Source organism: Peribacillus sp. CSMR9, assembly GCF_033141925.1.
Classification (GTDB): Bacteria; Bacillota; Bacilli; order Bacillales; family DSM-1321; genus Peribacillus; species Peribacillus simplex_A.
This window is the reverse complement of sequence record NZ_JAOPHO010000086.1, coordinates 1-13,179: the sequence shown is the minus strand read 5'-3', so window position 1 is coordinate 13,179 and position 13,179 is coordinate 1. Positions and strand designations below refer to the sequence as shown.

At 41.4% G+C, this 13,179-nt stretch carries 10 protein-coding genes; 2 read left to right on the top strand and 8 right to left on the bottom strand.

Going from position 1 to position 13,179, the window contains the following annotated elements:
• Window positions 1–252: 252 nt before the first annotated feature.
• The 7 genes from N9I19_RS22160 to N9I19_RS22130 form a co-directional block, all read right to left on the bottom strand.
• Window positions 253–1,143, bottom strand: a complete 891-nt coding sequence (locus N9I19_RS22160) for a M15 family metallopeptidase (RefSeq protein WP_317779001.1) — start codon at window positions 1,141–1,143, stop codon at window positions 253–255.
• A 593-nt stretch (window positions 1,144–1,736) separates the two neighbouring features.
• A complete protein-coding gene (locus tag N9I19_RS22155; RefSeq protein WP_411730782.1) occupies window positions 1,737–2,384 on the bottom strand; it encodes a 3-oxoacid CoA-transferase subunit B in 648 nt (215 codons plus the stop codon).
• A 17-nt stretch (window positions 2,385–2,401) separates the two neighbouring features.
• A complete protein-coding gene (locus N9I19_RS22150) occupies window positions 2,402–3,097 on the bottom strand; it encodes a CoA transferase subunit A (RefSeq protein ID WP_034309718.1) in 696 nt (231 codons plus the stop codon).
• Window positions 3,098–3,129: 32 nt separating this feature from the next.
• On the bottom strand, window positions 3,130–4,515 hold the full coding sequence (locus tag N9I19_RS22145) for a GntP family permease (RefSeq protein ID WP_061464624.1): 1,386 nt from the start codon (window positions 4,513–4,515) through the stop codon (window positions 3,130–3,132).
• Window positions 4,516–5,265: 750 nt separating this feature from the next.
• Window positions 5,266–6,936 (bottom strand): sigma-54 interaction domain-containing protein, encoded by a 1,671-nt coding sequence (locus N9I19_RS22140; protein ID WP_317778999.1) that lies wholly within the window; start codon window positions 6,934–6,936, stop codon window positions 5,266–5,268.
• 64 nt (window positions 6,937–7,000) lie between these two features.
• Window positions 7,001–8,176: an acetyl-CoA C-acetyltransferase gene (locus N9I19_RS22135; RefSeq protein ID WP_317778998.1), complete on the bottom strand. Its 1,176-nt coding sequence runs from the start codon at window positions 8,174–8,176 to the stop codon at window positions 7,001–7,003.
• Window positions 8,173–9,120, bottom strand: coding sequence for a 3-hydroxyacyl-CoA dehydrogenase family protein (locus N9I19_RS22130; protein ID WP_317778997.1), 948 nt, complete (start codon window positions 9,118–9,120; stop codon window positions 8,173–8,175). Before N9I19_RS22130 ends, N9I19_RS22135 begins: the two co-directional genes overlap by 4 nt.
• A gap of 256 nt (window positions 9,121–9,376) precedes the next feature.
• Between N9I19_RS22130 and N9I19_RS22125 the strand changes: the two genes are divergently transcribed.
• Window positions 9,377–10,153 carry a 3-hydroxybutyrate dehydrogenase gene (locus N9I19_RS22125; RefSeq protein WP_317778996.1) on the top strand — a complete coding sequence of 259 codons (777 nt, stop codon included), beginning with the start codon at window positions 9,377–9,379 and terminating at the stop codon, window positions 10,151–10,153.
• A 299-nt stretch (window positions 10,154–10,452) separates the two neighbouring features.
• Window positions 10,453–11,295, top strand: coding sequence for a CBF family alpha/beta fold macrolide esterase (gene mleCBF, locus N9I19_RS22120; protein WP_317778995.1), 843 nt, complete (start codon window positions 10,453–10,455; stop codon window positions 11,293–11,295).
• A gap of 903 nt (window positions 11,296–12,198) precedes the next feature.
• Here mleCBF and N9I19_RS22115 read toward each other — a convergent pair.
• Window positions 12,199–12,813 carry a poly-gamma-glutamate hydrolase family protein gene (locus N9I19_RS22115; protein WP_317778994.1) on the bottom strand — a complete coding sequence of 205 codons (615 nt, stop codon included), beginning with the start codon at window positions 12,811–12,813 and terminating at the stop codon, window positions 12,199–12,201.
• Between the last annotated feature and the right edge of the window lie 366 nt (window positions 12,814–13,179).

Below are 13,179 nucleotides of genomic sequence, written 5' to 3'. Positions count from 1 at the left end.
AGAAAACTTGGCAAAACCCATGTCCAATCGAAAAAAAGTGAGAATCACCTATATTAAGAAAAAGTTCAGATCCCACTCTAAGGTTCAGACCATGTTTTTTTACGGTTTGGGCCACAATAAGTAGTCTCTTTTATTTGCTCAAAAATTAAATTAATATTTAAAGGAAAACTAAAAAAATCTCTCGAATAAACAATAGACTTCTACCATCTTTTCATTCATACAAAATTTACACAATACTGTTCTCATTCGCTATCAAGCAAACAATCCATTCCATGTTTCTTTACCTGCTTGCTTATCTGCAGTAATCTTTTTTGCCTTTTGGTATTTATATAATGCCATCTCGGTATTTTCCCCGAATATTGCATCAAGGGGACCGGGGTCAAACCCTTCCATATAAAGTGCTGCCTGCAGAATCCATGTGATATTGCAGCTAGCTCCTTTTTTTATAGTGACGACCGCAGTCTTGGTTTTAGGTCCCCATTTTCCATCGACAACTAGCTTTTTATTGAATTGCTTATTCAGTTCCGCTTGTAAACCTTTTATAAGGGCCGAGCGGGTTTTGGGACCATAAACGCCATCTACGGCAATAGCCGTTTTATATCGGCTATTTATCGTTTTTTGTATGGAAATTATATGGCCATCACCTTTGCTGGTCTTTGGAGAAGTAATAAGAGGTTTTTTTCCTGCTTGTAACTGTTTATAGGATAACCCGCCCGTCATCTCCAAGTGGGGATAATCCCTGAATGAAGTCCAATCCCCGCCCCAGATAAATCCTAACTCTTTACCTATGGCAGCCACACGCTGCCATTTTGAGTTCACTGTCCATATCGCTTTCTTGCCATCATCACTCACAATGAAGAAATCAATAGCCAGTCCATAATTATGATAGGATTGGCCTGGCTTAGCGTTTGTCACAATGGGCTTAGCTAGATTACTATAGTTTTTTCCATTGTAAATATAAACCCGTCCTTGACCGTAAAGCGAAGCTTGTTCTTCCAAAGAACGATAACCCGCACTTATCTGTACATAAATCCCTTCATTATAAGCACGTTCAATCATTTCCAATGCTGAAGCCTTCACAACAGGATTCATCCCTTTGCCCATCTTTTTCACTGATCGATCCAATAACGTTCGTAATGCCACCGTCAATGTAATCCCCCCTATTAAGTTCCGTAAGCCGTTCCCTTTCAGACTTTATATAAGCCTTTTTAATGGAAAAGTAGCATGGTTGGGAAATTTTGTTCTCATTTATTAGAGAATGGAAGTAATAGGTTATTTAACAAACGTTCCAGCTGATTTCAGAAATCCGCTCCCTTTCCGCCGACTGTCTGACAAGCGTCTGTGGGGTCTCGGCTAGCCATTTATTCGGCAGGATTTGTCGCAAATTACTTCAAGCTAATAATGATTTCATCCATATAAAAAGTAATAAAACCTGTGAATGTTTTTTTTTGAGGGTTTGTTAAAATATGAATGTTGATTGGAACGTAGGGCACTCTCTTTCCGCGGGCGGCCCTTACGCGGGGTCTCCCTTGGAAGCGCTTTTCCCGCAGGAGTCTCGTACCTTCTGTTCCAATCAACTTTGTTTTAAAAATTCAGATACCCTTTTGTCGCCTGTTGTTTCCTCACTATAGAAAGGAAATTCCCCCTAAAACACCACAAAAAAATAGACTGCTTCCGTTCGCCCGTTTGCGAATGAAAGTAGCCTAATAATGAATTATTTTATTAATCTCTTTAACTTATGCTTTAATTTCAATAGAGGGGCTTATTGTAAAGTCAGCCTCTGTTTTACTTTTCACTTCATCAAGTGTGATGCCATTTTGCAATTCAATCAATTCCATGCCAGCTTCTGTAAATTGAAAAACAGCCAGTTCGGTAATCAGGCAATGGACGACCTTTTCTCCTGTCAATGGCAATGTACAGTTCTTTTTCACTTTGGATTCCCCATGCTTGTTCACATGGTCCATAATGACAACAATTCGTTTTGCGCCTTGGACGAGGTCCATCGCTCCGCCCATTCCTTTTACCATCTTCCCTGGAATCATCCAGTTTGCCAAGTCCCCATTCTCGGAAACTTCCATCCCGCCTAAAATGGCTAGATCGATGTGACCGCCGCGGATCATCGCGAACGATTCAGCGCTATCAAAAAATGATGCCCCTGATTTTGCCGTCACTGTTTCTTTTCCAGCATTAATCAAGTCCGGATCGACTTCATCCATTTGCGGATAAGGCCCGATTCCCAGTAAGCCATTTTCCGATTGAAGCATAACATTAAAGTCATTTGGAATCATGTTGGCAATCAAGGTCGGCATTCCAATCCCTAAATTCACACACATACCATCTTGGATTTCTTTAACGGCCCGTTCTAAAATCAGTTGTCTAGTCATTCGAATACTCCTCCTTTTTATGCGTTAGCGGTTGTAAGTCTTTCAATTCGTTTTTCATAGTCATTTCCTACAAGCACTTTCTGTACATAAACCCCTGAAGTATGAATTTCATCCGGATCGAGCTCTCCAGTGCCCACGAGCTCCTCCACTTCGACAAGCGTGACTTTCCCTGCTGTGGCAACGACAGGGTTAAAATTCCTTGCCGTTTTCCGATATACAAGATTACCGAAATGATCTGCTTTCCAGGCTTTTACAAAGGCAAAATCTCCGACTATTCCTTTTTCCATAATGTATGTGCGGCCATCAAACTCTTTATGTTCTTTACCTTTTGCGACTTCCGTTCCTACTCCTGTAGCTGTATAAAAGGCAGGAATTCCCGCTCCGCCCGCTCTTAAGCGCTCGGCCAGCGTTCCTTGGGGAACTAGCTCGACCTCCAGTTCGCCACTTAAGAATTGCTGTTCAAATAACTTATTTTCCCCTACATAAGAAGCGATCATTTTTTTGATTTGTTTATTTTCAAGCAAAAGACCCAGCCCCCAATCGTCGACTCCACAATTGTTGCTGACAATCGTCAAATCCTTTACACCTTTGTTACGCAAAGCAATGATGAGTTTTTCTGGTATCCCGCTTAATCCGAACCCGCCAACGATAATGGTTGCTCCATCCTCGATTTGTTGAATAGCGCTATCAAAAGATGTTAATAATTTACTCATTTTCCATCATCTCCATTCTTAATACTATTCTATTAAATAAACAGTGAAGTTGCAAAAGCTATGATGAACACGGTCACTGTTTTCAAAACCGTAATCGCAAAGATATCCTTGTAAGATTGACGATGTGTCAGTCCAGTAATGGCAAGCAAGGTAATGACGGCACCATTATGCGGCAGCGTATCCATCCCGCCAGATGCCATCGATGCAATTCGATGAAGCATTTCCGGGGTGATTCCGACACTTTGGGCCACCTGCAAATAGTGACTTCCCATAACTTCTAACGCAATCGAAAGTCCACCGGATGCAGATCCGGTAATCCCTGCCAGCACATTGACGGCGATTGCTTCGGATACGAGCGGATTACCGCTTGCATCGAACACCCAGTTTTGAATGACCGAGAATCCAGGAAGCGTTTTCACCACATTCCCAAAACCAACTTCAGATGCAGTATTGAATATGGCAAGCAATGATCCCATTGCCGCAGCTGTTAATCCACTTGCCAATTTGACCTTGATACGTCCAACATTCAGAAGCATCGCTGCAATAATACCGATTGTCAATGCAACAATCAAAGACCAGGATGAAGTGACTGTGCTTACATCGGCAATGTTGAAAGTTTCCTTCAGCATCGATGCATCATACCAGTGCTTAACCGAAATGGCACTGCGGCTGAAAGCAAAATTAAACGCGACGACAAGGATGAGCGGTACGATGGACAGCCAAAAGTTAGGCAGGTTTTGCTGTTCTGCACTTTCTGGTTCATTAATATGTCCTTCCCCGTAACCTTCACCATTTGCCACCGCTTGCCTGCGGCGGCGTTCTAACCAGAGCATTCCTCCAGTGAATACCATGATCGCTCCAATAATCCCCATTAACGGAGCAGCATAGGTATCTGTTCCGAAATAATTCGTTGGAATGATATTTTGAATCTGAGGTGTTCCAGGAAGAGCATCCATCGTATAAGTGAAAGCGCCTAATGCTATCGTTCCTGGCAATAATCTCTTTGGAATGTCTGCTTCTTTAAAAATTGCCGCTGCAAATGGATAAACGGCGAATGCCACTACAAACAGCGAAACCCCGCCATATGTAAGCGCCGAACAGGCCAGCACTACAGCAAGAATGGCCTGCTTTGAGCCTAGTGATTTTACGATGGTCTTGGCAATGGATGCTGCTGCACCGCTCATTTCCATGACTTTTCCAAATACCGCCCCTAGTAAAAATATCGGAAAAAACGCTTTTATATAGTTAGCAGCAAACGTCATATATGTCTCTGTATAACTCGGAAGCAAATGACCACCAGATAAAATGACCGCCAATAACGTAACAAGCGGCGCTATGATAATGACCGGATAGCCCCGGTAGGCTAAAAAGATTAAAAGTCCCAACGCCACAACGATGGCTAAAATTTGAATCACCAATACTATTCCCCCTTTTCTTTTCTCCCCTTGCCCCAAAATTATTTCGGAAGCCTATTAGTAGAAACATTAATCTCCTAAATTCCACATTTTTAATTTTTCCGCTTTTACCATCCAAACCTGCCTTCCCCAAGTCAAGCTGAATGATCTTACTAAGTGCTTCCTAATTTTTGAGAACGCTTTCAACAATCTGTTGAATTACGAAATCCCTTTTCATTTTACGTGGTAACACCATATAAAATGACAGATAGGCCATTCACTAAAGTAATCAAGCAATTCTTGTGCCAACTTAAATTAAATGGAAAAACCTCAACTTTTAAAGCCTTTTCAAATATTTTATTTCCCTTTTAAAAGCTAAAACCCTTTAAAACTGTCAAGGTTTCAATACACATAAGTATAAACTTCAAAAAAGTGTAAGCCTTTTCTTACAACATTTAAATTTCCTCTCATTTTATGTACGGATTTCTTGACACACTCACATATCACTAGAGTAAAATAGTCACAAATGTGTGTCTATTCTTAAGAGGTGGTTAAAAAGTATTAAAAAGTGCCCTTTGGCTAAAGGGCACTTCAGACTGTAGATAAACTCGATAATACTTGAGTTTGTCTACGGTTATTTTAGGGTTTGTATAAATTGAACGATACTTGGAACGTAAGGCACTTACTTTCCCGCAGGAGTCTCGCACACCCGTTTCAATCTACTTTATTAAAAATTTAGATAGTATCCTTTGGCAAAAGGATACTTTTCAACAGTCATAAACCATATTTATTCATTTTTTCATACAGTGTTGTTCGGCTCACACCGAGTATCTTTGCCGTTTCTGATTTATTACCAGAAGTCATTTCCAAACATGAAACGATTGCAGCCCGTTCGGTTTCATCCATCACTTCAGCTAAAGTGCGGATTGAAACTGACTCTTTATGACCCGTTATTTCTTTAGGGAGTTGCTTGGAACGTATCATTTCCCCTTCTTCAACAATATTCATTGCACGTTCAATGATATTCTCCAGCTCACGAATATTACCCGGCCATTTATAAAGGCGAAGCAGCCGTAATGCTTGATCACTCATCCCCGTTACACGTTTTTTCATGAGGTTCTGGTACTTTTCAACAAAATGATTTACCAGTATTTCAATGTCCTCTGGTCGCTCCCTCAAGGAAGGAACCTGGATTTGCAAGACCTTCAGCCGGTAATACATATCAAGTCGGAATTCCCCTTTCGAGACCATTTCCTCCAGATTACGGTTTGTTGCAGCGATTACCCGTACATCAATCGGAATGCTTCCCGTCGAACCGACCCTCTCAATCTCTTTTTCTTGTAAAACACGGAGCAGCTTCACCTGCATATGCAGTGGCAGCTCACCGATTTCATCGAGAAAAATCGTACCTCCTTCAGCCGCTTCGAACTTACCTGCTTTTCCGCCTTTTTTGGCACCGGTGAAAGAACCCTCTTCATAGCCAAAAAGCTCTGACTCCAGCAGCTCTGCCGGGATGGCGGCACAGTTCACTTTGACAAACACACCCATGGCCCGTCTGCTGTCATTATGGATGGAATGGGCAAACAGCTCCTTCCCTGTTCCGCTTTCGCCCAAAATCAACACATTTGAGTCGCTTTTAGCAGCAATTTTGGCTTGACCTTTTACTTCCATGAAAGCAGGACTTCTCCCCATCAAATGATCAAACGTATATGAGGCCTTATTTCTCTCGCGAAAATCGCCTTTGTACTTTTTCAGCTCTACTTCAAGTGAATTTATCCGTTTGGAAAGAGCGGTAAATTGCCCGACATTCTTAAAAAGAATCTTACCGACCGCCCCTATCAATTTCCCTTGTTTCCTTATCGGGGAGCGGGTCGCAATTATATAATTATCTTTAATTTTCTGTAATTCAGCGACCTCTTGCTTGCCGGTTTTGGCGACCACATGCATACGGGTGTTTTCAATGACCTCCGTTACATGTTTCCCTATTGAGCTTTCCTGTTCGACGCCAAGAAAATCCGCATAAGCGTGGCTCAGCATTTGGACATACCCTTCCGTATCGACCATCACCAGCCCGTCATAGGCAAATTCGATAATATCCTTAAACAGAAGTTCTTCATGATTATCGACATTAAGAAAATCACTTTTATTATTTGTAAACAATAGGAGATAAATCTGATATTCCTCATCACCCATTTGAACGATTGCTTTTCTGATAATCCCATTATTACCGTTCAAACGAATCGGAGTATTTACGGCTGGTACAAGGTTTTTTTCTAAAATCAAATTTATTTGCAGATCAAATTGATTCTCCGCAAAAGCCTCGGATAATACGCGATTGCAGAGAACGATTTCTGTTTCGTTTTTCATTACCAAAACACCAAAAGGCAATTCTTCCAATATCGCTTTCACTAATTCGAATTGAACAGTTTTATTATCGCTGACCATTCCTATTCTCCTTAACCCGTCTGAAGTTTCCTCCATTATATCATTGGAAAATGGGGCCAAGTCATTACCGTTCCACAATCAGTGCAGTTCCCTGTCCGCCACCGATACATAAGGTAGCAAGGCCTGTTTTTGCATCCCTAAGTTTCATTTCATACAATAAAGTCACTAAAATCCGGGCACCGGAAGCACCTACAGGATGCCCCAGAGCAATCGCCCCGCCATTTACATTCACTTTCTCCGGCTTCAGTTCAAGGTCCTTAAGCACAGCGAGTGACTGTGCCGCAAAGGCTTCGTTCACTTCCATCAAATCAATATCATCTATTGTCAATCCCGCTTTTGCCAAAGCTTTTCTTGTCGCAGGCACTGGACCGTAACCCATGATTTTCGGATCAAGCGCGGCGTTTGCATATGACTTAATTGTTGCTAACGTTTCCAGTCCTAGCTCGTCCGCTTTTTCTTTAGACATTAGGACTAACATCGCCCCCCCATCATTGATTCCGGATGCATTTCCTGCCGTAACCGTTCCATTTTCCTTAAAAGCAGGACGCAGCTTCGCTAGCTGGTCAATCGTCAGCCCATGACGCGGGTGTTCATCTTGGTCCACCAAGATCGTCTTTCCTCTGCGTTTATATTCAACAGGTACGATTTCATCTGCAAATCGTCCTTCAAGCTGCGCCTTTTCAGCCTTTCTTTGGCTATCTAAAGCAAATTCGTCCTGCTTTTCACGGCTGATTTCCCACTGTTCGGCGATATTCTCCGCAGTCACGCCCATATGATATTGATTAAAAACATCCGTTAAGGCGTCATATGTCATGGAATCGACTGCTTCGGCATTACCCATTTTCTGTCCAAAACGATAATTTGGAAGTAAATACGGGGCATTGCTCATGCTTTCAATACCCCCGGCGAGAATCACATCTGCATCACCAAGGGCAATGAATTGGGCTCCCATTATTACCGTACGGAGGCCAGATCCGCAAAGTTTATTAACGGCCATGGCTGGCGTTGTTTCCGGAATCCCTGCATGAATCGCAACCTGACGTGCCACATTTTGCCCTAATCCAGCAGATAGAATATTCCCTACCAATACCTCATCGATCATGTCAGCCGAGATATTTGCCCGCTTAATCGCTTCCTTAGCTGCAACAACTCCCAATTCAACCGCTGAAACATTGGCAAGACTGCCACCAAACGCACCAACTGGTGTTCTTGCTGCCCCTACAATCACTACTTCTCTCATAATACTTCCTCCTTCTCCATTTTTAATTTTCCCAGTTTAATAAAATGACGGTCCCTCTCATTAATTTTCTGAGAAACGGTAGATTCTTCATACGTAAAAATCCCTTCTCCCGACTTCGTCCCAAGCTTTCCCTTAGCAACCAAATCACGAATCATATCAGGGGCTTCCTTACTCTGATCCAATACTGGTGAAACATTATCGAAAACGCGTTGCCATGTATCCAGTCCGCCAAAATCAGCAATCTCGATCGGCCCGGTAAATGCCCATCGAAAACCTGGTCCAGCCGTTATCGCTGTATCGATATCCTCAGCATCGGCAACGCCCTCTTTTAATAGATAAAAGGCTTCCCGCATCAAGGCAGTCTGGAGACGATTGGCAATGAATCCTGCTATTTCCTTTTTCAGGAGAATCGGAGACTTGCCGATTTTACGCATTAAATCCATTGTTGCCTTGACGATTTCCGGCTTTGTTTCGTCATGCTGAACAATTTCAACCAATGGAACCAAATGGCCAGGATTAAAGAAATGCGTGATGACCATTCTGTCCGCAAACGAGGCCTTCCCCATCAATTGAGAAATCGGAAAGGTCGATGTATTTGAAGCAACAATTGCATCCGGTTTGATCATTTCCTCCATTTGCTCATATAGATTTAACTTCAGCTCGATGACTTCCGGAATGGCCTCAATGATAAAATCAGCATCCCTTACTGCCCCTTTCAAATCTACACTGTATGTAATATTCGCTAAAGCGGCTTGCTTTTCCTCATCAGTCAAAACCCCTTCCTCAATGAGCAGTGATAGATTCTCAGAAATTCGATTTTGGGCATGATATAGCAACTCATCCTTTATATCGTTAATGGTCACGAAATACCCGCTAACTGCAAATGACTGTGCGATCCCGCTTCCCATTACACCTGAACCGATAATGGCAACTTTTTTAATCATCCAGCTTCCCCTTTCCGTTTCAATTACCTGTATTTACTCACCTTTTTATATATGCAATATTTATGCCAACGATAAGGGGAAATAAAATTCTTTTTTTATCCAGAAAATCATGATAGACTCTTACTCATTAACCTAAACCATATTTTTATAACCTTCCCTTTATATTTCCGATTGAGCTTACCTTGTGAAATATTCCCTGCTTACTATATAAAATGACAGACCTGGACCATTACATTTTTTATTGGAGGAATGTAAAATGGTTAAAGATAAAGTGGCGATCATTACCGGATCTGCTAGAGGAATCGGCTTTGAGATTGGAAAGATATTTGCTGAAAATGGCGCAAAGGTCGTTTTGTCTGACCTTGATCAAAACACAGTTGAAAAAGCCGCTTTAGCCCTAAGGAACAAAGGCTTGGAAGTTATCGGCTTAAAAGCAGACGTAACAAGTGAAGAGGATATTATCCAGCTAATCAAACAAGCTAAAGAAAAATACGGACGAATAGACATTTTCATCAATAACGCCGGCCTTCAGCATGTTGCACCAATTGAAGAGTTTCCAACTGAAAAATTCGAACTGATGATCAAAATCATGCTGACCGCCCCATTCATTTCAATTAAGAACGTTTTGCCCATCATGAAAGAACAAGGCTTCGGCAGAATCATCAACATCTCTTCCATTAACGGTCTGATTGGATTTGCCAACAAAGCAGCATACAATAGTGCCAAACACGGTGTAATCGGATTAACGAAAGTCGCCGCCTTGGAAAGCGCCTCTTTTGGCATTACCGTCAATGCCCTTTGCCCAGGATACGTAGACACACCACTCGTCCGCGGTCAACTGGAGGATCTGGCGAAAACAAGACAAGTACCATTAGAAAGCGTTTTGGAAGAGGTAATCTATCCACTTGTCCCACAAAACCGCTTACTTGATGTAAGTGAAATTGCCGACTACGCCATTTTCCTCGCAAGCGACAAAGCACGGGGCATCACAGGCCAGGCAGTCGTGTTAGATGGCGGATATACAGCACAATAAAAGGAAAAACATCTACAATAAACCCCGAATAAATGACACCAAAAAAGGTGCTCTGTATTCGGGGTTTTCTGCCTTTATGGGGTTATGGAAAAATTTGGTGGTATAAAGAATTCGCACATGTTACAGTAATATAGGGATATTTCCCATTTTACAAATACAAAAGGAGGCCTTGTCATGATTATTAAGTGGGTTAGACTGCGATAATTAAGGGGCAGGCCAATCATATGCTCCGGGAAGTATTTATTGATCTTCGCCATGGTAACGGCTATTAGATAATATTTAATACGGAGGTAAAAAACATGAGTGAACAGATACTGAAAATAAATAAAGTGGATATATGTACAGAAAGTTTTGGAAACCCAAAGGACCCTGCTGTGCTTTTGATCATGGGGGCAATGTCTTCATTAGACTGGTGGGATGAGGACTTCTGTCACCGCCTCGCTGATTCGGGGAGGTTTGTCATTCGGTACGATCATCGGGATCTGGGACGATCGGTCATTTATGAACCGGGTACCTCCAACTATACAATAACGGACATGGCTGACGATGCCGCGGGTGTCCTGGATGCTTATTCCATAGAGCGGGCTTCTATCGTCGGAATGTCGCTAGGCGGTATGATCGGCCAGATTCTTGCCTTGAGATATCCGGAACGCGTAAATACGCTTACGTTAATTGCATCAAGTGTGTTCGGGACTGTAATGGAAAAACTGCCTCCAATGGACCAGAGCATATTGGATCACCATGCAAAGAGTGCTTTCATGGATTGGTCAAATCGGGAGGCGGCCATCGCTTTTCTTGCAGATGGATGGAAAACTTTAGCCGGTTCCAAACCTTATGAGCAGGAAAGAATGTATAAACTGGCAAAAAGAGAGGCGGACCGCGCCAAACAACTAACAAGCAGATTTAATCATGCCATGCTTGCTGGCGGAGATGAATATTTTGATAGAATGGGTGAGATATCCGTACCTGCCCTTATCATTCATGGCACAGAAGATCCAGCCTTGCCATACGAGCACGGGCTTGCTCTTGCAAAAGCCATCCCTCATGCTGAATTAGTGACCCTTGATGGATCAGGACATGAGATTCATAGTGAAGACTGGGATGAAATTATCGATTCAGTTAAAAAGCTTACTTCGCGATAAATTAATAAGTTGCAAAATTAGCCATTATGTAAGGTGGCTGCCTTTTTATACTTACAAATTTGGAAAATGAATAATCCTAGTAGGGCTAAAGGAAAATGTGGGTTTACCACGTTATCGATATCCCTAATAAAAGCCTAATTTCTAGAAATTGGGCTCCCTTTACTTAAAAATCAAAGAAAAGTGGTTATTAGCGCGCCCATAATGCGTGGCACTGTTTAAAAATCTAATAAGTTTTATATGAATGTTCGGTATATTCGAGAAGATGTACCAGTATTATTAGAATTGAACCACACATCATTAATTTCGGGTGGTAATTAAAGAAAACCTTCAATCAATTTTGTAATCATGCTCCATGGGAAACAACAGCAATTCTTTTATAATTTGCACTGTTTTCTCTAATATAGGAAAGTACATTTTGAGCTCGTAACGTAAAATCAAATTTACTCTCCATATCCTACACCTCTCTAAACTCGCCTAAGAATGCTACTCAACATTTGATAGCATTGGATAAAGTTTCAGCAGTTTTACTAGCACGTAGCAAGGTACTTGACCATATGAGTTCTGGTGGAACTAAAACTGAAGTATTTGTTACAAATTGAAATCCTGCATTAGGGCTTTTTAAGTACCTTGTTGCAGGTGAGAATTTACTGCATCAGGAACAGCTCCTAAAACATTTGAAATCCTAGAGGATTTTATAGAGGGTTTAGAAGGTTTTTACTATCCTTCTAAATCTAATGTAAGTCTTTGGGTAGAAATACAAACTTCAAACAAGCAAAACGAATCTTTTAGACTATCAACTTAATTATTCACGCTTAAAATTTAATGGAAATATTAAAGATAATTTATACAATTGGAGAAAAAACACTGGATATGGCTTTGCTGAACTGTCCAAGCAGGGCTTACTTAGTAGATAACACTACGGATGACTTGGATAAACTTATCAAAGGTCTTTGTAGTGTTTATGCGGTTTGCTATGGACCAATCACCGTTTTGGAAAAAGGATTTACGTAAGGCGGTGCTAAGTTCTAACTGGACTCCGGCACCTGAAGAGCATCTATTCACGATATTGGTTGGTTCGATTCCTTGATATCCTGTCGTGGAGTTGGCGATAACGGTGTTAAAACCTGCTCTTGTAAATTTTTTTTTAAAAATATCACGCCATTCTGTATCTAAACCGCCTAATAGAATGGTTTGGTTATCTGGGTCATAGTATCCGTGAAGGGAGATTGCTCGCGCTTTAGATGTAATCAGTTGCACGGCTTGAGGCTCATCGAAGTTGGCACTGGTAATATGAAGGGTGTCATTGTTGCTAGAATTTAAACCTTCGAACAGGTATAGGTTAGCAATGTCTTTTGCGGACGCAATTACCGCTTCTGATGTGCCAACCTCAATACCTCCACCATGTGGTGTAAATACCGTAATATCACTAGTCGGATGTTCTTGTACAGTAATAGAATAGTCTATACCGTATGTTTCATTAGCTTGTAGCTCTGCAAAATTTGCGTATAAATCTGCCATTAAAAAAACCTCCTTGTAATTATATGATATTCGCCAAAGATAGGAAGGCTCTTAATAGTAGGACCATAATTCTATTAAAATAACGTTGAATGTAATTGCTAGATTACTAAATCAACGCGATGAATAAAGAAACTCAACATTTATTTTCAAATAAAAAAGACACCCTCTCAAGAAAGTGTCCATTCCCATATTATTGAACTGACTGAATTGACGATCCATATTTGCTGCAGCCTCCGCAAAATCGACAGCTTCTTGTAGATGACCCTCACACTAAGAGACAAACTAAGAACTTAGCGATCTTACTAAAATAGTCCAACGATTTTCACTACAACGGTATTCCTCTTTCAAATACAGACTTAGAACTTT